Source organism: Prosthecobacter debontii (genome assembly GCF_900167535.1).
Taxonomy (GTDB): Bacteria; Verrucomicrobiota; Verrucomicrobiia; order Verrucomicrobiales; family Verrucomicrobiaceae; genus Prosthecobacter; species Prosthecobacter debontii.
In genome coordinates, this window is the sequence record NZ_FUYE01000009.1 from 159615 (window position 1) to 181573 (window position 21959).

Below are 21959 nucleotides of genomic sequence, written 5' to 3' on the forward strand. Positions count from 1 at the left end.
GCTTCTGATAGAGCGTTTCACTCTGTCGTCAGAATCCATACTTTTAGAGCGTTTTGTCACCCCTCTGTCATGAATCGTCTGTTGCTGCCCTTTCTCGCCACCTCCGTTTTTGCTGCGGATTTCCCCAAGCCGTTCAATAGCGAAAAAGGAGAACCCATGTCGGCAGAAGAAACCGCGGCCACCATGGAGCTGCCGCCAGGTTTCAAATGCGTGGTGTTCGCCTCCGAGCCGGATGTGCAGCAGCCCATCGCCATGACCTGGGACCCGAAAGGGCGTCTTTGGGTGGCGGAAAATTACACCTATGCGGAAAACCCGGCGCGCTGGGATACCACCCTGAGGGACCGAATTATCATTCTTGAAGACAAGGACAACGACGGTAAACACGATGGCCGCAAGGTCTTTTGGGACAAAGGAGCTTATCTCACCAGTGTGGAGTGGGGCTATGGTGGAGCTTGGATCTTAAACAACGGCACGCTCAGCTTCATCCCCGATAAAAACGGTGACGATGAGCCCGATAGCGAACCGGAGATCCTGCTGGATGGATTCAATACCAAGACCATCGGGCATAACATCGTCAATGGTCTGCGCTGGGGACCGGATGGCTGGCTGTATGGGCGTCATGGCATCACGGACACCTCCGCCGTGGGGGCTCCTGGCACGCCTAACGAAAAACGTGTGAAGATGAACTGCGCCATCTGGCGTTATCATCCGACGAGGAAGATCCTGGAAACGGTGGCCCATGGCGGCACCAACTCCTGGGGCCATGACTGGAATGCCGATGGTGAGCTGTTCATGATCAATACCGTGATCGGTCACCTCTGGCACGTCATCCCAGGGGCCTACTATCGCCGCATGTTCGGCACCCATCTGAACCCCCATGTGTATGAGATCATCGAGCAGACGGCGGATCACTTTCACTGGGACACCGGTGCCGAGAAATGGAGCGACATCCGCACGGGCATCAGCAACAAAACTCAAGAACTTGGTGGTGGTCATGCCCATGTCGGCATGCTGATTTATCAGGGCGGTCTGTGGCCAAAGGAATACGAGGGTGCCATGCTCACCTGCAATCTTCATGGTCGTCGTATCAACGTGGACCGCCTGGAGCGTGAAGGCTGCGGATATGTCGGCAAACACGCGCCTGACTTCATGCAGGCCAAGGACCCGTGGTTCCGCGGCATTGAACTGCTGACCTGCCCAGATGGTAACGTCATCGTCTCCGACTGGAGCGACACGGGTGAGTGCCATGACAACGACGGTGTGCACCGCACGAGCGGGCGCATTTATAAGATCGTGTATGGGGAGCCGACGAAGCAGGGGCCCGTGAACGTGGCTGCGATGAAGGATGAGGAACTCGTGAAGCTTTTGGCGAGCGAGAATAACTGGTGGAGCAGAAAAGCTCTGGAGCAGCAGTATGAACGTGGTATCGCCCCCGCTCTAAAGCCGGTGCCTACCTTAGCGGATGCCGATAGCACGGATGGCCTGACTCGCCTTCATTTGGCCTCTTCCCTGCAACAACTGGCGCTAGATGATCGCTGGCCTATTGCGACCGCTCTAGCCAAGCATGAAGAAGACGCCAACGACCGCCAGCAACCGCTAATGATCTGGTATGGCATCGAGCCCGCCGTGGCTGCCGATCCGATGAAGGGCGTGCAGCTGATTCGTGAGGCGAAGATTCCGACCGTGCGCCGTCTGGTGGCACGTCGTATCACCGAGGAGATCGAGAAACAGCCGGCTGCGGTGGATGCCTTGGTGGCTCTGATGAGTGAGATTCCAGATGCACGCAAGGATGTGCTCGATGGCATGGCCGCAGCGCTGAATGGTTGGAACAAAGCTCCGAAACCGAAAGGCTGGGATGATCTCGTCCGTGCCACCGGTGAAGCCTTGACTGGAACGGGCTCACCGCAAGATGCCGCAGTGCATCAACTCTCCACCATCTTCGGAGGTGGTCGCCCAATGGAGGAGCTGATCCCCATCATCAAAGACACGGAAGGCGATGCCTCGGCACGGCGCAATGCCTTTGCCAGCCTGACCCGCACGGCCAAGCCTGAACTGATGCCCATCATTCGCGGTTTGGTGAATGACAAAGTCATCGGCACGGAAGCCCGCAGCGCCCTGGCCGCCTATGATGATCCGAGCATCCCGAAGGCGCTGCTTCAGCCTTGGCCGGGACGCAATCAGGAGCAACAGAATGCTACGGTGGATACTCTCATCAGCCGCCCGGCCTACGCTCATGCGTTGCTGGATTATATCAAAGCAGGACGTGCGACTGCCTCCGTCATCACGCCTTATCAGGCACGGGCCATTGTTAGTCTGAAAGACGAAAGCCTAACCAAAAAGCTCACCGAAGTCTGGGGTGAGCTGCGCGATACACCGGAGGCCAAAAAAGCCGAGATGGAGAAATGGACCGCCGCTTTGACTCCAGCCGCCTTGGCTAAAGGGGATGCGGTGAAGGGGAAGCTGATCTTCATGGGCACCTGCGCAGCCTGCCATAAACTCTACGGTGAAGGCGGTATGATCGGCCCGGATCTGACGGGGGGAGATCGCCACAAGCTGACCTACTTGCTGGAGAACATCCTCGATCCAAGTGCCATCGTGCCAGCGGATTATCGCATGACCATCTTTAAATTGAAGGATGGCCGCACCATCACGGGCGTGATTCCCGAGCAGAATCCCAAGACGGTGACCGTGCAGACTCCGGCCGAGCGATTGGTCCTGGAGCGCACGGACATTGCCGAGCAGCAGCAGCTGGCCATGAGCCTCATGCCTGAGGGCCTGCTCGCGGCCCTGGGTGAAGAGAATGTCATTCATCTGATGGCTTATCTCCAGAGCACTGGGCCGGTGAAGTGACGTGTAGCTTGGCGCGAAGCGTCCCGGAGCGCGGTGGCAGAGAGGCAAGGACATCCTTGCCTCGACGACACCGCTGATACGGGAAGCATGTGATGAACAAAGGCTGACCTGAGGCTACCGGAGCGGTGTCGCGCTTGAGCGCTTGCCACCGCACTCCGGGACGCTTCGCGCGTTAGGAAAGCACCCGCTCATACATCACGACATCCAACCAGCGACCGAACTTGAACCCCACCTGATGGAGGGTGGCGCAGAGGCTGAAACCCAGCCGTTCATGCAAACGAATGCTGGCCCGGTTTTCAGCATCAATCACTCCGATGAGCGTGCGGTAGCCTTGGGCTTGAGCAGACTCAATCAGTCGCTCAAGGAACCGTCGGCCTAAACCGCGACCCCGAAATCGAGCATCGACATAGATGGAGTGCTCCAGCGTGAAGCGATAGCCGGGATGCGGGCGGAAGGGGCCATAGGTGGCAAAGCCCATCAAGGTGCCCCCTTCATCCAGAGCACCGATGACGGGGAACTGCCCTTGCTGCTTGAGGCGCCACCAAGTCTCCATGAACTCGCTGGAGCGCGGCTCATCCTCGTAGAGCGCCGTGGTGTGAGCGATCGCGTCATTAAAGATGGCCCGGATGGCTTCCAGGTGCTCGGGGCCGCATTCGATCCAGGTCATCATAGGGAAGGGTGGAAATCAGGCTGCGGGGGCCAGTGAGGCCATGTGGGCGAGGGCATCTCCGGCGACGCGCATGATACGCCAGTCACTTTTCATTTCCGCACCCAGGTTTTCATAAAACTGGATGGCAGGGGTATTCCAATCCAGCACCGTCCATTCATACCGACCGCATCCCCGCTCTTGAGCGATACGGGCCACGGAGGTGATCAGGGCTTTGCCCAGGCCGCACTGGCGGTATTGAGGCTGCACATACAGATCCTCCAGATACAGCCCAGGTTTGGCCAGAAAGGTGGAGTAGTTTTGGAAAAACAGGGCAAATCCGGCGGGTTCACCATCCACACAGCCGATTAGCACCTCCGCACAGGGTTTCTCTCCAAAGAGAGTTTGTCGGAGGCTGGCATCCGTAGCGATCACTTCATCCGATAGTCTCTCATATTCGGCCAAACCCTGAATGAGCGAGAGAATGATGGGAACATCGGTCTCAGTGGCGGGGCGGATGGAAAGTCGTTCGGGCATAACTTCGCCAGAATGTATCTAAATTCGCCACGGCTGCACATTGCCAAATCAGGTCAGGCCGCTATTCTCGTCTCGATTATGTCTCTTGAAGCCACTCTCCAGTCCGCCGCCGATGCAGGTCAGCTCCTGAAGTCCAGCCTTGAAAACATCCAGGCCCTGCTTTCCGCCAGTGATAATCCTTTGTATCGCAACAGCATCGAGGAACTCGCCCAGGCAGGCCAGTGGGATGAGCTGAATGACCGCTTCTTCCAGACCCTGAAGTTTGGCACCGGTGGCCTGCGCGGACGCACGGTGGCCAAGATCGTCACCTCCGTGGAGCGTGGCAGTGCTGCTGAAGATCAGCGTCCTGAGTATCCCTGTGTCGGCACCAATGCCATGAACTTCTACAACGTGGGGCGTGCGACTCGTGGCCTCGTGGCTTACATCAAGGGCTATCGCGCAGCCGCAGGCCTGACCGGGAAACCCAGCGTGGTGTTCAGCCATGACACCCGTCATTTTTCCCCTGAGTTTGCCAAACGCTGTGCCCAGATCGCGGTGGAGAATGGCGCGGATGTGTATCTGTTCGATGGCTGCCGAGCTACGCCAGAGATGTCCTTTGCCGTGCGTCATCTGCGTGCGGATGCAGGCGTCATGCTCACGGCTTCTCACAACCCTGCTCACGACAATGGCTACAAGGTGAACTACAGCGATGGCGCTGGCATCGTGGAACCTCATGCCACAGGCATCATCAAGGAAGTGAATGCCATTGTGGATGAGGCCTATTTGCCTCTGCCGGAAGATCAGCAGGGCCAACTGACCCTCATCGGTGAAGAAATCGACGAGATCTACCTCAAGCGGGTGGAGACCATGATGCTCCAGCCTGAATTGCTGAAGGATGAGAAGGCCAAGGAACTGAAGATCGTTTACACCGCCCTACATGGTGCCGGTGGTGTGCTGGTGCCGGTGCTGCTGAAGCGGCTGAACTTTAACTTCCTGACGGTGCCTGAGCAGGACGTGCGAGATGGCCGCTTCCCGACCGTGAAGTCGCCTAACCCCGAGAATGCCCCGGCCCTGAAGATGGCGGTGGATCTGGCCAACAAGGAAGGCGCGAACATTGTCATCGGCACGGACCCCGACTGCGACCGCATGGGCGTGGGTGTGCGCAATGCGCAAGGTGAAATGGTGCTGCTCACGGGTAACCAAACCGGTTCTCTCATGGGTTGGTATCGCCTGAAGACCATGTTCGATCTCGGCATCTTGAACGACGAGAACAAGAAGAACGCCGTTTTCCTGAAAACCTTCGTGACCAGCCCCATGCAGGACACCATCGCTGCGAAGTTCGGGGTGCAGTGCGTGAACACGCTCACCGGGTTCAAGTGGATCAGCGCGAAGTTGGCCAAGTATGAAGCGGCCTTGCCTGCCGAGATCTTGGCCAAGTATCGTGACCTCCCTGCCGAAGAATCCCGCGCGGCTCGTCTGCAATACAGCAAGTTCCTCGTCTTCGGCGGTGAGGAAAGCTACGGCTACATGGGCGATGACTTCAGCCGTGATAAAGACGGCAATGGAGCCGTGGTGATGTTCGCTGAACTGGCGGCTTATGCAGCGTCTCGTGGCCTGACCGTGGTGGAACTGCTGGATGAGGTGTATTGCGATGTCGGTTACTTCCTCGAAGTGAACCAGAGCAAGGTCTTTGAAGGCGCCTCTGGAGCAGCTCAGATCGCGAAGCTGGCAGATAGCTATGCGGCCAATCCGCCTACTGAAGTGGATGGCAGCGCTGTCGTCAAAGTGCGCGACTTCCGCAAGGATGTGATCCATGATGAAGAAGGTGAGCTGATCTCCAAAGAGAAGATGCTGTTTGTGGACTTGGCCGATGGTCGCAGCTTTGCCGTCCGTCCTTCCGGCACGGAGCCGAAGATCAAATACTACATGTTTGGTCGTCAGGTCCCGGCTGCCGGGCAGAAGCTCAGTGCCAATGAACTGGCTGCCGCTAAGCAAAAGGTCTCCGGCTCTCTCAGCAGCATGTGGTCTTGGCTGGAGAAAGACATCGATTCCCGGTTGGCCTGATGACGCGGGGGATCGCTGGATGAAGGGATGCTCTCGGCTCAGTCAGGAGCCCTGCAGCAAGATTTTTATCCAGCCTCCACATCTCCATGGATCCAACGGTTACCTATCTCAGCTCTGGCAGGTTCCTCTCTGTTTTCCCACACTTTAAGCAGGTCCAGGTTGCCTAAGCACTCAGACCGCCGATAGTCGCGCGCCCTTGGCTTCCTCCCTCGGGGATTTCCCGCATGAGCACTGCCCAAATGTCCCGTCCACCCCTGCACCGGCGGCCCGAAGCTCCGCCACCGGAGCCTTTGCGTTGGTGGCGTCCTGCCCACTGGGGCCGTTTGTGGAAAGGGGAGGACAGCTCCGTGCTGGCTTCCGCGAATCGCAATGCCATGCTGCCCGTGCTGATCGAAGTCTTTGCGGGCTTCTCCAAGCTGGATGGTGAGGTGGAGGAGGAGGAAATCGAGTCCTCCTTGGGTTACCTGCGCTACGACTACAGCGGGGCGATCTACTCCGACATGCGGCGCCTCTACTTCGAGGCCCTTCAGCAGCCGCAGGACCTAGCACAACGAGCCAAGGAACTGAGCAATGAACTCACGATGGAGCAGAAGATCCTGCTCTGTGTGCAGCTTTACCTGCTGATCTCGAGTTCACTGACGAATCAGCGTCAGATGGTGGAGTTTTACCTCTTCATGACCAACCTGGGGATCGCCGCCCAGGCCATTGACATCGTTTATCAGCTCAATGCGGGCGATAAACCCAGTGAGGAAGACTTCACCAGCAAGAGCGGCCAGCCGCTGGAAACGCTGCGCGTCGGCTCCGGCGATAACTGTGATGTGCTGCTGCGCACGCTGTCGCCGGAGTGCTCGGTTGTGGCCTTCCGTTTTCAGAATCTGGTGCTTCTGAAGAACACGGGGGGTATCCCCATTTTGGTGCGCAGCCGTCGCCAACCTCCTGGGGATTTCTCCCGCCTATATCCAGGGGAAAGGGTGGTGCTTGAGGATGTCACGCTGGATTACAATGACCTCATCTCTTACTTCAATTCGAAGAAGACGGTCACCGGGTCGCAACTCTATTTGACCCTGACCGAAACGGGTGATGCCGAGATCGCTCAGCAGCGGGCTCGTGGCACCAATTTACGTGTCAGCTTCGGTCTCGGCGTGACCGTCGAAGCGTTGCGCAACACCGATGCCACCATCAATGGCGTGCCGCTCACCGAAGGCACTCTTTTGGAAGCCTCCATCGAGGACAGCATCATCGCGCATGGGGAGATTGAAATTTCGCTACGTGATCTGCGCGTGCGGGCCCAGGAGTTCGGTGGTCAGTTCCGCCTTGAAGGTAGTCGCAACACCTATCTCGTCTCGAATAAACCGGAGCTTCTCGATGAAGGGGATATCCTCCTCTCAGAAGACACCGAAGGGGAGATCCTTCTACGCATCGAGTGCAACTACGCGCAGAAAAACGGCTCTCTGGAAGTCCTGCGCACCTCGCGCCCCATCTATGTGGGACAGATTCCTGTGCGGGATCGGATCCTGCTGAGTGATGGAGATACCATCACGCTCGGGGAAGGGCAGTTCCTGCGCTGTCACTTCAGTGACCGCATCATTGAAGAAGAGCGCAACACCATCCGCCAGATGGAAGTGCGCGAGCTTGCGCATCGCTTCGATGGTCGTGATACCGCTCTGGATGGCATCAGCTTCATCGCGCGCCGTGGTGAAATGATCTGCGTCATGGGCCCGAGCGGATGTGGGAAGAGCACGCTTTTGCGAGTGCTGGGCGGTCAGCTCAAGACCCGTGGCGGTGAGGTGCTGATGAACGGGCTCAACCTGTATAGCAATCTCACCAACCTCACACCCTACATCGCTTACATTCCCCAGGAAGATGCCTTTGATCCTCTGCTGAAAGTGCAGGAGAACCTGGACTTCTCCGTGGCGGTGCGTTGTCCGCACCTGAAGACGGAAGAGCGGAAAAAGCGTGTGGATGCCAAGCTGGCTGAACTGGGCCTGGCGGATATGCGCAAGCGTCTGGCCGGCACGCCACAGCAGAAGTTTCTTTCAGGCGGCGAGCGCAAGCGTCTGAATGCCGGCCTGGACATGATCGGCATCTCGGATGTCTATCTCTTTGATGAACCCACCTCGGGACTGTCTTCCAAGGATAGCGAGCACGTGTTGGAGATCATCCGTAGCTTGGCTCGCAACAAGATCGTTTTGACCTCCATCCACCAGCCGAGCATGCGCCTCCTGCAGATGTTCGATAAAGCGCTGCTGCTCGATAAAGGTGGAAAGATGGCCTACTTCGGCACTCCGCAGGGACTGATCGAATACTTCTGGAAAGCCTATAACGATGAAACCGGGCAGCGCGAGGCTGAGATGCCCGGCAATCTCACTCCCGACTTTGTGTTTGATGTGCTGGAGACTCCGCTGCGTGACATCAGCGGGGACATTATCCAAGAACGCAGTGCGGACGGTCACCTCGTGGCGGCACGCCGCTTCCCCCCTAACTTCTGGCGAGATCGCTACCAGAGCCACCTCATGCTGGAAAGCATGGCGAAGGCGCAGGCCTTCCCGGGGAGTACGAATCTGATTGCGCGACCTCGTGAAGATACTCACACGGGCAGTCGGTCACGGGCCATGCCGAAGCCTCCCAAGCACACGCTGCGGGAGGAGAGCATCCTTTTCTACACCCTGCTAAAGCGGGCGTTTTTGAGCAAGCTGCGTAATCGCACCAACCTGCTCACCACCTTGCTGGAGGCACCCTTGCTGGGCTTCCTCATCTCCAGCGTGCTGAAATACAGCGAGGAGGAGAGTTACACCTTTGCCACGGCCTTTCACATCCCCACGTATCTGTTCATGAGCCTCGTGGTGGCCATGTTCTTGGGGTTAACCAACAGTGCGGATGAGATCATTCGTGACCGGCATACCCTCAATCGAGAGCGCAATCATAACCTGCGGACCTTCTACTATCTGAGTGGTAAGATCATCTCTCTCAGCACCTTCGCGCTGATCCAGTGCTTCATTTATCTGTGGATTGGCAATACCGTGCTGGAGATCCGAGACATGTTCTTCATTCACCTCTGGTGGATGTTCATCACCGCTCTCACGGGAATCTGTCTCGGCTTGCTCATTTCCAGCATCGTCACGGACAACCGCACGGCGATCAACGCCATCCCGCTGATCCTGATCCCTCAGATCATTCTGGGTGGGGCCTTGATCAAATACGAGGAGATGAACAAGAACCTCGACTTCGTGTATTCCATGCAGCGTTGGCTGGATAAGGCGGGCATCACCGAAGAGAGCGAACCGAGCAAGCTGAAGGTGCCCTTCATCTGTCAATTCATGCCTCTGCGTTGGAGTTATGAAGCCATGCTGATCTCTCAGGCCAAACTGAACCCGCTCACCGCCGCTCAAGATCAGCTTGAGGCACGGATTCAAGAACTGGTCAATCTGCCTCCCGACATCAAGATGACCTCGGATCAGCAGCGTGATCTGGACGCGGCCAAGCAGGGCCTCGCGGTTGTCTCCGGCCTGTATGCCAAAACGGATCGAGCCGTCGCGGAGAAGCTCAGTCAGATTCGCGATGCGACCATGCGGGGCAAGGTCACACCGAAGCTGCTGCAGAGTGCCCTGGGCGATGACGATGGCATCAGTGCCGAGGAGATTTACGTGAATCGTAAGGTGCTCGATCTGGTGACCAAAGCCGAGATGGAACGGGAGGATTACCGCCGGAAGACCAGCCCGAATGTTTTCTTTGGCACCGTGAAGCGTTACTTCGGCACGGACTTTAACACCCTGTGGATCAACACGATGGTGATCTTCTTCTGCCTCGCTCTCCTGATCACTGGCGTCGAGATGTCTCTTCGGCGACAGTTGACCAAGGTTTGAGTCGCGAAACGTCGCACGTGTTGTGCGTTGCAACAGGAAAACACCTCATGAATAAGGGGTGGGGTGTTTTTTAAATATTTGGTTATCAATGGGTTAGGAAACGTTGTCTCGGCTTGGCACCCGTCATGCCATGAGGAGTGGCTGCTTGCTGAAAGCATCATCCCTCCCCATGAAAACATCCCTCATTCATCGCTGCAAAGTCAGTCTGGCGTCCCTGGCGCTCGGTGCCTGCGTCCTTCTTCCCGCCGTTACCTCTCAGGCGGGTGAGTCGGCCAAGCTGTCTCCCATTGTGGAGCCCCCACCCTCATCATCCTGGGTGCATGCCCTGCTGAAGCTGGACTTTTCCGATCACTACATCACCCCGCGTGGTCTGAATGTGGAGAACCAGGGGCTCGTCTTTCAACCTCTGTTCCTGGTCTTCTGGAATCTGTATTCGAATCCCGATGGCTTCCTCAATGACGTGACCCTTACCACTGGGGTCTGGAGTTCCTTCCACAGTCGGGAGTCGGGACCAGATGAAGGAAATTGGAATGAGTTCGACCCCATCGCCGGGCTGGGCTTCAAGTTCGCCAAATACTGGTCTTTCGACGTCAACTACACGGCGTTTGAGAGCATGGTGTCGGCTTACCCCACCTCCCAGCATTTGGAACTGAAGCTGGGCTTCAATGACGCTGCGTTCACAGGCAGCCAGGTCTTCTCTATCAATCCCTATGTGGCCTTCTGGAAAGAACTGAAAAACAAGTCCACCGTGGCCTTCAATCCTGCCACTTCCAGCGAGAGCTACTACTTCACCATCGGGATGACCCCGACCATTGATCTGAAGAAGGTGAAGTTCGAATTCCCGACCTTCATCAACATCGTCGATAACGACTTCTACCAGCAATTCGATGGCACGGGTGGGGGTTCTGGTGTGGCGGTCATCCGCACGGGGGTGCAGGCCACCGTGCCACTGTCCTTTGTGCCGAAGAGCATGGGATTCTGGTCCTTGTATGCTGGGGTGAAATACTATCACCTGGACAACCCAGGTCTGTTGGACGGCAACCAGGTGCTGGGTGCGGATGGTGCTCGTAAGCGTGACCTCGTCCAGTTTCACGGCGGTATCTCCATCTTCTTTTAAACCCGGCACGCTAATCGCATCAAAGCCGCCTCATCTTCTTCGAAAGGAATCCTCATGGACATGAATGCCCCCCTCACCATTGAAGCGGAGCCCTACACCTTCGAGCTCATCCCTTCCAAGTGCGCCTTGCTCATCATTGACATGCAGCGCGACTTCTTAGAGCCGGGCGGCTTTGGTGAAATGCTTGGAAACGATGTCACGCAGCTTCGCCGAGCCATCGAGCCTAACCAAAACCTCTTGGAAATCTGGCGCGCTGCCGGACTTCAGGTGCTGCACACGAGGGAAGGGCATCGCCCTGACCTCGCGGACCTGCCTCCGGCTAAAAAAGTGCGCGGGAAAGGCTCGAAGACGATTGGTGATACCGGTCCCATGGGCCGCATCCTGATTCGTGGCGAGGCCGGGCATGACATCATCCCTGAGCTCTACCCTCTCCCGGGTGAGCCGGTGATCGATAAGCCGGGGAAAGGCGCTTTCTTCGCCACCGATCTGCACGCCATCTTGCAGAATCTCGGCATTACCCAGCTTGTCGTCACCGGAGTCACCACGGAGGTGTGTGTGAATACCACCGTCCGCGAGGCGAATGACCGCGGTTATGAATGCCTCGTGCCGGAAGACTGCGTGGCCTCCTACTTCCCCGTCTTTCAGGAGATGGGGCTTCAAATGATCAAAGCCCAAGGTGGGATTTTTGGCTGGGTCACGGACTCCACCAAGATCATCTCCGTCTTGAACTGAACTGTGCTGTTTTGCCATCCCCTCACTTGATGAAAACCTCAATGACTCTGCCTCTATGACCACTTCTGCTAGCTTTAAACCCAAAATCTGGACCCCAGGAGATTGGAATGCCTTCTTTGGATTCGGCACCAATATCTTGGTCAATCTCCTGACTCTCACGGCGCTGCTGCGCTTCGTTTTGAAAATGCCGGATGACGTCGTCTTCGGGCGCATCCTCCCGGCCACGGGGTTGATGCTCTGCATGAGCACGATTTACTACGCCTGGTTGGCTTATAAGCTGGCGAAGAAGACCGGGCGTAACGATGTGTGTGCTCTGCCCTCTGGCATCAGCGTGCCGCACATGTTCGTGGTGGTCTTTGTGATCATGCTGCCCATCTCCTTAAAAACAGGAGATCCGATCAAAGGTTGGGAAGCTGGTTTGACCTGGGTTTTCATTCAGAGCTTCGTGCTCATGATTGGCGGCTTTATCGCGCCCATCATCCGGAAGATCACTCCCCGCGCCGCCTTGTTAGGCACTCTGGCGGGTGTTTCGATCAGCTTTATCTCCATGCGCCCCGCTTTGGAGATGTTCACCACCCCGGTGATCGGTGTGGTGTGTTTTGCCATCATCCTGCTGAGCTGGTTCGGCGGTGTGCGTTACTATAAAGGCATTCCTGCTGGCCTCGTGGCGATTGCCGTCGGCAGTCTCATCGCTTGGGGATCCAACCTCTTCGGTCTGAATTACGGGGGGATGACACTGGCCAAGCTGACGGAATCCTTCGCCAACTTCGGATTCTCCATCCCGCTCCCTGCGGTGGGACATATCTTCTCGGGCTTTGAGTTCCTGGGGATCATCCTGGTGACAGCCATTCCTTTCGGCATCTATGACCTCGTCGAAGCTCTGGATAACGTGGAAAGCGCTTCGGTGGCTGGTGACGACTTCCCAACCACACGAGTGCTTACCGCCGATGGTGTGGTGAGCTTGATCGGTTGCTGCTTGGGCAATCCTTTCATCAATGCCGTTTACATCGGGCATCCGGGCTGGAAATCCATGGGCGGAAGAATTGGTTATTCGGCAGCCACGGGCGTGGTGGTTATCTTGTTCTGCACCTTCGGCATCATCTCTCTGATGTCCTCGCTGATTCCCATCGTGGCGATCTCGCCGATCCTTCTCTACATCGGTATGTTGATCGGTGCACAGGCTTTCCAGGAAACGCCCAAGAGCCATGCTCCCGCCATCATCCTGGCGTTAACTCCGCATTTGGCCGCCTGGGGCAAGCTGCTCATTGATAACTCACTCGGTGCTGCGGGAACCAACGCGGCCGCCATCGGCTTTGAGAAGTTAGGCCAAGTCGGTGTGCTCTATCACGGTCTGGAAGTTCTGGGAGGTGGAGCCATTCTCAGTGGCGTCATCCTGCCTGCGATTGCGGTCTTCGTGATTGATCGCAAGTTTGCGGTCGGTGCCGCCTTCGCTTTCACCGGTGCCTTGCTGACCTTCTTCGGTCTGATGCACGGTGAGCAGATCGGCTTTGCTCAATCTCCGGTCATGACAGCGAGCTACGTGTTGGTTTCTGTCGTGTTGCTGGCCTGCGCCAAGTTTGCTGTGGTGGCTCCCAAGCCCGCAGAAGAGGAAGAATTGCACGGCCATTTACCGGCCGTCGCTGACTGAAGTTAATCTTGTCTTTTTGGTGTTGGTGGAACCCCCGGGTGGTTTTGCAGATGTGGTGATCTGCAGAGCCACCCGGACTTGGTTCACTCTTTGCTACATATTTACCCATTCCATTTTCATTCCATGCCTTACGTCGAAGCTGATCCCTATCCCTGGCCTTACAACGGTGACCTCCGGCCTGAGAACACCACGTTTCTGGTCATCGACATGCAGACTGATTTTTGTGGCCCAGGGGGCTACGTGGACAAGATGGGTTATGACTTGAGTTTGACTCGGGCACCGATCGAACCCATCAAAAAAGTTTTCGAGGCTGTGCGGGCCAAAGGTTACCACGTGATGCACACGCGTGAAGGTCATCGGCCTGATCTGGCGGACCTTCCGGCGAACAAGAAGTGGCGCAGCCAACGCATCGGTGCCGGTATCGGTGACGTAGGACCTTGTGGGCGTATCTTGACCCGGGGTGAACCTGGATGGGACATCATTCCGGAGCTTTATCCAGAGCCAGGTGAAGCCATCATTGATAAACCTGGCAAAGGCTCCTTTTACGGAACCGATTTGGACATGCTCTTACGGCAGAAGGGGATTCAAAACATTGTCCTCGCGGGGATCACGACGGATGTGTGTGTGCATACGACGATGCGTGAAGCCAATGACCGAGGCTTTGAATGCTTGCTCTTATCCGATTGCACAGGTGCGACGGATTACGGCAACTACTTGGCAGCCTTGAAGATGATCAAGATGCAGGGAGGGGTGTTTGGAGCGGTCAGTGACTCGACTGCGTTCATTCAGGCGGTCATGGCCTAACCGCTTGATAGGCGCTCCTGGGGTGTGTTTTAAAATTCGGGAGAGGCTCGCCTGTGAGAAGGTGTTGAAGAGCAAGGCGAACGCCGATGGGGCTATGGGAACATAGCTCCGAGGCGTTCAACGCAGATCTTCGGCACCTCACTCACAGGCCCTTCGGGTTGAGTCAGAACGAAGGCCATGGCGGCGTTACTTCGCTGGGCCTGTATCACAGAGGATACAGGCACGGCGCTCGCGCCTTGCCCTGACCTCCGTTCTGACTCAACGAGCTCTTCCCCAATTTAAAAACACACCCTTAATTTAGCTTCTTCATCCTCAGACCCGTGCCAAGGTCCTCCTCATTGTGAAACCTGACGAATCCTCCTCCAAACCGAGTTTCAATTTCCCGCACTTCGAGCTGCGAGACATCTTCAACATTTTACAGAAGGAGGACGAAATCCCCTGGAGCTATTTCCGGGATGGCGTGGACATCTACCGTTTTTATGGGGATGGCATCACGGGTCCTACCGCCGCCTTGATCCGCTTCCGCAAAGAAGCGCGCGTGCCGATGCATCTGCATGAAGGCTGGGAGCATATCCTGGTCTTGGCAGGGAGTCAGCGGGATCAAAACGGCACCATCCATGCGGGGACCCTCCGCATTCATCCTCCCGGCACCTATCACAGTGTCGTGAGTGAGGCGGGCTGCATCGTGCTGGCGATTTATGAGAAACCTGTCCGATTTATGGAAAAGCCTCACGCTCCAGCGGAGTTGCCTGATGCCGAATGACGTCTGAAGCACACGCTGGCATGGCGAGTGCTGATTCGGAAGTTCCCGCTTCGATGCCCCTTTCTGCCAACTCGGATGCTCCGGTCAGGGCACCGGCGATTTTTGCGCTGGTGCTCGGGATGGTCGTGAGCGTTCTACTGACGATGCTGCTCCTCAGGTCGCGGGAGGATGCTTGGCAGGATGAGGTGCGGAGGCTGGCGCAGGACCGCACCGAGATTATTCGTGGTCAGATTGTCAGATCCATGGAGGTGCTGCATGGCATCGTCGCCTACTTCGAGACCGACAGGGAGGTGACTCGGCAGGAGTTCGGCTCCTTTGTGGGCCAGGCCTTGAATCGACAACCCGAACTGCAAGCTCTGGCTTGGGACCCCCGCGTGCCGGGACCGGAACGCCAGGCGTGGGAAGATCGTGCCCGCGCAGAAGGCTTCTCCGACTTTCATTTCACCGAAGAAGAACGGGAAGGGATTTTCAAACCCGCGCGTGAGAGCGGTGAGTATTTTCCCGTGTTTTATCTGGAGAGTCTGCAGAAAAATGCTCCAGCGTTGGGCTTCAATGTCGCTTCTGAGCCTCGTCGTCGCGAAGCCTTGGAACTGGCCCGCGATACCGGACAACCGAAAGCGACTGCGCCCATTCGACTGGCCCAGGAACAGGCAAGTCAGCGCGGATTCATCGTCTTCGAACCCCTCTATCAACACGAAGCGAAGACGGTGGAGGAGCGGCGCGAATCTTTGTTAGGCTTTGCGACAGCCGTATTCCGTATCGGTGATCTGATCGATTTGTCTCTGGCCAGCGCCCATGAAAATGGGGTGGCCTTGTCGCTACGAGATAAGGCGGATGGCAGTCTGCTTTATCATCAGTCTGGGGCACGGCTACAGGGATATCCCGCATGGACCACGGGAGTGGATGTGGCCGGGCGGCATTGGGAGCTCCTGTTTGAGCCCACCGCTGCTTTTTTGAGCTGGCGTTCAGACTCGATGCCCTGGATCACTCTCGCCTCGGGAATGCTCATCACCCTGTTGCTTTTCAGTTACCTCTGGAAAAGCTCCACTCAAGCAGCCGAGATCAAACGGGCACAAAAAGAACTGCTGACTGAAGTGGGGGTGCGTAAGCAAGCGGAAGCCAAGGCGGAGGCGGCCAGCAAGGCGAAGTCTGAGTTTCTGGCCAACATGAGCCACGAGATCCGCACACCGATGAATGCCATCCTGGGGTATGCGCAAATCCTGGCCAGGGATAGCGCCCTGCCTCGCTTCCATCGAGATGCGGTGGCGACGATCCTGAACAGCGGTGATCATCTGCTGCACCTCATCCAGGAGATTCTGGATCTGTCGAAGATCGATGCGGGACGCATGGATGTGGAAAAAACAGACTTCGATCTCGCGGCGCTGGTGCGAGAGATGGGGGCGATGTTCCAACATCCCTGTGAGGAAAAACAAATCGGTTTTCGAATCGATGCGCCTTTGCTGGACCGGGCCATGCCAGTGCATGGTGATGAAGGGAAGCTGCGTCAGGTGTTGATTAATTTGTTAGGCAATGCGGTGAAGTTTACGCATCGTGGTCGGGTGACTTTGCGCGTGACCATGCTGGATGATGAAGGCTGGCGTTTCGAGGTGGAGGATACCGGCATTGGCATCAGCCCTGAGGCGGTGAAGCGCATCTTTGAACCGTTTCTTCAGGAGGCAGGCAGTCGAGGTGGAACCGGCTTGGGGCTGGCCATTGCGAGGCGGCAGATGGAGATTTTGGGCGGTGAGATTGGGGTGCAGTCGGAGTTGGGCAAAGGGTCCTGTTTTGAGGTGCAGTTAGCACTGCCCTCGGTGGTCGGGCCTGGGGCATTGCGGACGTCAGCGCGTGAATTGGTGAGGCTGGCTCCTGGACACTTCGTCCGGGCTCTGGTGGTGGATGACATTCCCGAAAACCGGGAAGTGCTGGCTTCCATGCTCACTTTCATTGGTTGTGAGGTGGTGCTGGCAGAACATGGTCGGCAGGCGGTGGAAGTGGTGCGTGTCTCGCGTCCCCAAATCGTCTTCATGGATATTCGCATGCCTGAGGTGGATGGCTTGGAGGCCACCCGGCGCATCCTTTCGGAATTCGATAGTGAGGAGGTTAAGATCGTGGCGACTTCGGCTTCAGCCCTAGCCCATGAACGCGATCTGTGCCTGAAGGCGGGCTGCGATGACTTCGTGGCCAAACCCTTCCGTGCCGAACGAATCTACGGTTGCCTGCGGAATCTGCTCGGCGTCGAGTTTGAATACAAAGACGAGCCGCTGGCTCCAGATCTCAGTGATTCGATCGACCTGAGTCAAATCGTGCTGCCTGAAGAACTGGCGGGACGTTTGACCATGGCCGCCGAACTCCACAGCGCGACGGTGCTGAAAAGTTGTCTGGCAGAGCTGGAGCAGCTCGGAACTGCGGGGCAGCGGCTGGCACAACACTTGCGCGGCTTTCTCGCCAGCTATGACATGAAAACCATCCAAAGGGTCATTGCCCAAATCTCCGTCTCATGAATCGCGCCCGCATTCTCATCGCCGATGATACCTCGGCCAGCCTCTCCCTGCTGAGTCATGTGCTGGAGCCCCAGGGATACGAGATCCTCGCGGTTTCCAGCGGTAAAGACGCCCTCAAGCTGGCCGAACGTGCGAAGCCGGATCTCATCCTCCTGGACGTGATGATGCCGGGTCATGATGGCTATCACGTGTGTCGGACTCTGAAAGCCGAGGACGCCACCCGCGACATCCCCGTGATCTTCATCACCAGCCGCAATGACACGGCGAGCATTCTGAACGGTTTCCGCGTCGGAGCGGTGGATTACATCGTCAAACCCTTCCAGCCAGAGGAGGTGGTCACACGCGTGGCCACGCATTTGAAGATCAGCGGTCTCACTCGTGAGCTTCAGCAGCGCAATGCCGAGCTGGAAGCCGAAGTGGCGCGACGGGTGGAGGCGGAGCATTCACGGGACAAGGCCAAGCAACGTCTATCCACCCTGGTATCTCGGGAGGCTCAGCGTTGGAGCTTGGACGGTTTTGTAGGGGAAAGCCCGCATACCAAACGATTGCTGGCCGATCTGGAACGGCTGCGCCAATTTCCGAAAACCAGCGTGTTGATCATGGGGGAAAGCGGCACCGGTAAGGAATTGATTGCCCGTGCCATTCACCACCACAGCTCCAGAGCCGAAGCGGCCTTTGTTCCTGTGAATTGTGTGGCAGTGCCTGGAGAGCTGTTGGAGTCGTTGTTTTTTGGTCATGTGAAGGGGGCTTTCACCGGGGCGACGGCAGACCGGAAAGGATACTTTGAACTCGCTGATGGCGGCACCTTGTTTCTGGATGAAATCGGCGACATGCCCGCAGCGCTTCAGGCTAAACTTCTACGCGTGTTGGAGGACGGGGAGGTCACGCCGGTCGGCTCGACGAAATCACATCACGTGGATGTGCGGGTGCTCAGTGCCACCAATGCCGACCTCTCAGCCAAGATCATGACGGGAGACTTTCGACAGGATCTTTACTACCGCTTGGCACGCTACACCGTGACCACGGCTCCTCTGCGGGATCGGCAGGAGGACATGCCTTTGCTGGCCGAGCATTTCCTGCGTATTTTTTCCACCGAGATGGGCATGTCACCTCCCTCTCTGGATGCTTCTGCTCTCAGCTTGCTGCAGAGCCACAGCTTCCCCGGAAATGTGCGGGAACTGAAAAACGCGATGGAGCGGGCCCTCATCCTGAGTGGAGGCAAGACCATCAAGCGGGAGCATTTGCAGCTCTTTGACATGGCAGTTCCGGCTTCCTCGCCTACCCAGGCTCCAACCTCGGCTTCCAATCGTGTGACGGCGGACAGCGTGCCGATGGATCTGGAAGAGGCCGAACATGTCTTGATCCAGCGCGCCCTTGAGCAAACGGGCGGCAACGTGACCGAAGCCGCCCGTCTGTTGAATGTGAATCGCAGCCGGATTTACCGACGCATGCCAGCGACGAAGTGAGTCGAGATCAGCGCATCGTCTCCAACCGCTTTTTCAAAATGTCTTTCTGACTGAGCCCTCCGAGCTTCGACTGGGTGGCATCGATCCACTTTTGCTCCAACTCGTTTTTCGTCGGGCGTTGGACTTGATAGAAAACGCCGAACTTCCCAGGGGTGGGCAGGTCTGCCAGTTTGAAGGCGGCGACGTCATCGGTCACATCATGCTGGGTTTCATCGATGAGGTCGTAAACACCCCCTTTGCGCGGGGTGCTGTCATCGAAGGAGCCGGAGTAAAACATCACGCACTCACTGAGGCATTCCACCACGCTGAAACCATCATGCTTGATGGCACGTTCAAAGGTGTCCGTCATGTGCTTCACCTGCGCAGCGTGGGTGCGGGCGATGAAGGTCGCGCCGCTGGCCAGGAGTTGCTTCATGGGATTGATCGGGCGGTCAATGCTACCCGTCGGGTCCGTTTTGGATTTGAAACCCTGGGGGCTGGTCGGGCTGGTTTGTTTTTTGGTTAGACCATAGACGAAGTTGTCCATGATCACATAGGTCAGCCGGATGTTTTTACGTGCTGCATGGTTGAGGTGATTTCCCCCGATGGAGAAGCCGTCTCCATCTCCACCGAAGACAAAGACGTGCACGTCTGGGCGGCTGAGAGCAATGCCCGTGGCCAGTGGTAGCGCACGGCCATGGATGAAGTGGATGCCGTGGCTGTTGACGAAGTAGGGGAAGCGCGAGGAGCAGCCGATCCCTGCCACGCAGACGATCTTTTCATGAGGATACTGGAGCTTTTCCAGCACCTTGTAAAAAGCGGCCAGGACAGCGAAATCTCCGCAGCCAGGGCACCACGTGGGGTGATCGGCTGTCAGGATCTTTTTCGTGAGCTTATTTTCAGCGACAGGGGCGGCGGAAGCCGGAGCCTCCAGGGTGGCAGAGGACATGGTTGTTTTGGGTTGGAATACCCAGGCTAAACGAATTCAGGATTGAGGGTCAATCAAGAAGCCGCTGCTTTTGTAGAAATCCTCTATTTCTCCAATCAGACAAAATCGGTAATCGAGCCGAAATCTGCATCGAAAAGGCGACGGTAGGTGCGGAAAGCAAAGCTATCGGTCATGCTGGCCACCCAGTCGCACACGAGCCGCGCGCGTGTCGCCTTATCCGGTGCGTTTTCGATCTCCGCCTCTTGAGCTGCAGGCATGAGGTGCAGACTGTCGCTGGTGTGATCGACATAACGTCTTTGCAGCACTTCAAACAAGCGGGTGAGGATGAAGTCGGCTTTATAATCGAGCTGCTGCAGTTGAGGGCTTTTAAAGACCAGATCGAGAGCGATGCGTTTGTTCAGCTTCGACTCAGCCTGAACGGTGGGATCGATCTGCAGGCGGAATTGATGCCGCTTGGTCATGGGGCTGAGGAAGGTGGTGTCCATGACCAGCGAGGCCGCTTTGATGTAGTGGCCGATGGCGCTGTTCATCTTTCTCTCCACCCGTCCTTCGCGGATGGCAGCGCAGAGTTTGGTCAGATGGGTTTGGCTCGCATCATCGAGCGACTGCCTTTCCGCCCATTTCTCCAGCTTGGTCACAGTGATGAAGCCTGCATGGATGCCATCGGCAATGTCGTTGAGGGAGTAGGCGGTGTCGTCCGCCCAATCCATGATTTGGCACTCGATGCTGCGGAAGCCGTTGCGGACGTTCCCAGGCGTCAGTTCAGCGGGGAAGGCTTGTTGCCCAAGGGTGAAATCCAGCCAGCCTTCTTGATCGTTGTAGAGGTAGTGATTTTTGGCGTCCGGGGTTTCCACCTGGAGCGTCTTGTATTTCAGCACGCCATCCAGCAGGGCACGGGAGGGGTTCATGCCTTCCCGGCCTTCATTGAACAAGGTCTGAGTGAGGATGCGTAGCGTCTGCGCATTCCCTTCGAAGCCTCCATAAGGCAGCATCAGCCGGTGCAGTGTGCGCTCACCGGTGTGGCCAAACGGGGGATGGCCAAGGTCATGAGACAGGCATGCACATTCGACCAAATCCGGGTCGATGAAACTCTCCTCATCCAGATGCTCGCTCTCGCGCATCAGGTAAGCGCAGATGGACCGCCCAATCTGAGCGACCTCGATGCTGTGAGTCAGGCGAGTGCGGTAAAAGTCATATTCGCCGGAGAGGAAGACCTGGGTCTTATTCTGGAGTCGGCGGAAGGCGCTGCTGTGAATGATGCGGTCCCGGTCAATCTGAAAGGCATTTCGATACTCGCTCGGATGCAGGACTCGCGGCTTGCGAGTTTCGATATCGAAGTCGTTGTAAAAGCGATTGGCGGGCATGAAAGGCTCGTTCTACGGAGGCAACGGACGACGTCGGCAAGATCAGATGGTGATGGTCGGACGCGTTGGCTCCAGGCTCATGCCATCGTTCAAACGGCCGCGCATTTCCGAATCATCCAGGGCACGGTCCACGGCATCCTGGAGCGCTCCGGAGACCAGATCCCGTAGCAAGGGGACGGGGGAACCACTGCCGGGCACATACATGCCACTGCTGCGTTCTCCCGTATAGACTTTGCTATGAATGATCTGGCCACTGGCCGACTCCAGAACGGTCACCCGGACTCGAGCATAACCATAAGGGCGCACGAGCATCTGACAGTAGAGGTCCAGCACCTCACCGGTGACGATGTAACGGGAACTGCGCGGAGCCGTCAGCATGCCACGGGCCTGGAGGCCGTAGCCGAAGGCATTCGTGACCACTTGGCTCACCGGCACGCGGGTCTGCACATTTTCCAGGGGGGTGCCGATCTGGGTGCGCACCGTGCCGAGATCGGTCGGCTCCATGTCGCGCCGATCACGGAACTCGCGAGTGGCGAATTCAGGTTGTCCAGGACGCACACGCCCAGGATCGGGGGAATAATCCAGGCTGACTTGGGAAGTGCTGCTGCAGGAGACCAGTGCTGTGGCAGCCAGGAGAGTGACGAAGGTGAACAGGCGCTTCATGATTCAGACCATGATTAAGCGTGGATGCGGCACT

Annotated in this window: 15 protein-coding genes; 10 read left to right on the forward strand and 5 right to left on the reverse strand. The window is 57.1% G+C overall.

Translation table 11 applies throughout. The features are described from left to right. Positions 1 to 69 precede the first annotated feature (69 nt). The gene (locus B5D61_RS14770) at positions 70 to 2850 is read left to right on the forward strand and encodes a PVC-type heme-binding CxxCH protein (RefSeq protein WP_078814161.1); all 2781 of its coding nucleotides are present in this window, start codon (positions 70 to 72) and stop codon (positions 2848 to 2850) included. Between the two features lie 172 nt (positions 2851 to 3022). Here the strand turns inward: B5D61_RS14770 and B5D61_RS14775 are convergent, their stop codons facing one another. Further along, complete coding sequence (locus tag B5D61_RS14775; protein WP_078814242.1) at positions 3023 to 3517, reverse strand: GNAT family N-acetyltransferase; 495 nt, start codon at positions 3515 to 3517, stop codon at positions 3023 to 3025. 18 nt (positions 3518 to 3535) lie between these two features. After that, positions 3536 to 4033, reverse strand: a complete 498-nt coding sequence (locus B5D61_RS14780; protein WP_078814162.1) for a GNAT family N-acetyltransferase — start codon at positions 4031 to 4033, stop codon at positions 3536 to 3538. 78 nt (positions 4034 to 4111) lie between these two features. Between B5D61_RS14780 and B5D61_RS14785 the strand changes: the two genes are divergently transcribed. From B5D61_RS14785 to B5D61_RS14825, 9 genes are all read left to right on the forward strand, one after another. After that, positions 4112 to 6076, forward strand: coding sequence for a phospho-sugar mutase (locus tag B5D61_RS14785; RefSeq protein ID WP_078814163.1), 1965 nt, complete (start codon positions 4112 to 4114; stop codon positions 6074 to 6076). Between the two features lie 239 nt (positions 6077 to 6315). Then, positions 6316 to 9939 (forward strand): ATP-binding cassette domain-containing protein, encoded by a 3624-nt coding sequence (locus tag B5D61_RS14790; protein ID WP_217698985.1) that lies wholly within the window; start codon positions 6316 to 6318, stop codon positions 9937 to 9939. 169 nt (positions 9940 to 10108) lie between these two features. After that, positions 10109 to 11056, forward strand: a complete 948-nt coding sequence (locus tag B5D61_RS14795) for a hypothetical protein (protein WP_078814166.1) — start codon at positions 10109 to 10111, stop codon at positions 11054 to 11056. Positions 11057 to 11110: 54 nt separating this feature from the next. Beyond that, entirely contained in the window at positions 11111 to 11788 is a 678-nt protein-coding gene (locus B5D61_RS14800) for a cysteine hydrolase family protein (protein WP_425440070.1), read from the forward strand. Between the two features lie 55 nt (positions 11789 to 11843). Further along, on the forward strand, positions 11844 to 13436 hold the full coding sequence (locus tag B5D61_RS14805) for a regulator (RefSeq protein WP_078814167.1): 1593 nt from the start codon (positions 11844 to 11846) through the stop codon (positions 13434 to 13436). Between the two features lie 123 nt (positions 13437 to 13559). After that, entirely contained in the window at positions 13560 to 14240 is a 681-nt protein-coding gene (biuH, locus tag B5D61_RS14810) for a biuret amidohydrolase (RefSeq protein ID WP_078814169.1), read from the forward strand. Positions 14241 to 14580: 340 nt separating this feature from the next. Continuing rightward, positions 14581 to 15003, forward strand: a complete 423-nt coding sequence (locus B5D61_RS14815; RefSeq protein ID WP_217698986.1) for a cupin domain-containing protein — start codon at positions 14581 to 14583, stop codon at positions 15001 to 15003. Between the two features lie 53 nt (positions 15004 to 15056). Continuing rightward, the gene (locus B5D61_RS14820; protein ID WP_176159458.1) at positions 15057 to 17504 is read left to right on the forward strand and encodes a CHASE domain-containing protein; all 2448 of its coding nucleotides are present in this window, start codon (positions 15057 to 15059) and stop codon (positions 17502 to 17504) included. Continuing rightward, on the forward strand, positions 17501 to 18970 hold the full coding sequence (locus B5D61_RS14825) for a sigma-54-dependent transcriptional regulator (protein ID WP_078814173.1): 1470 nt from the start codon (positions 17501 to 17503) through the stop codon (positions 18968 to 18970). The genes B5D61_RS14820 and B5D61_RS14825 overlap by 4 nt, the downstream gene beginning before the upstream one ends. Before the next feature lie 7 nt (positions 18971 to 18977). Here B5D61_RS14825 and B5D61_RS14830 read toward each other — a convergent pair whose 3' ends face one another. The 3 genes from B5D61_RS14830 to B5D61_RS14840 form a co-directional block, all read right to left on the reverse strand. Beyond that, positions 18978 to 19898 (reverse strand): thiamine pyrophosphate-dependent enzyme, encoded by a 921-nt coding sequence (locus tag B5D61_RS14830; protein ID WP_078814174.1) that lies wholly within the window; start codon positions 19896 to 19898, stop codon positions 18978 to 18980. Positions 19899 to 19993: 95 nt separating this feature from the next. After that, the gene (gene dgt / locus B5D61_RS14835; protein ID WP_078814176.1) at positions 19994 to 21262 is read right to left on the reverse strand and encodes a dGTP triphosphohydrolase; all 1269 of its coding nucleotides are present in this window, start codon (positions 21260 to 21262) and stop codon (positions 19994 to 19996) included. A 42-nt stretch (positions 21263 to 21304) separates the two neighbouring features. Continuing rightward, a complete protein-coding gene (locus B5D61_RS14840; protein WP_078814178.1) occupies positions 21305 to 21925 on the reverse strand; it encodes a YajG family lipoprotein in 621 nt (206 codons plus the stop codon). Positions 21926 to 21959: the final 34 nt, after the last annotated feature.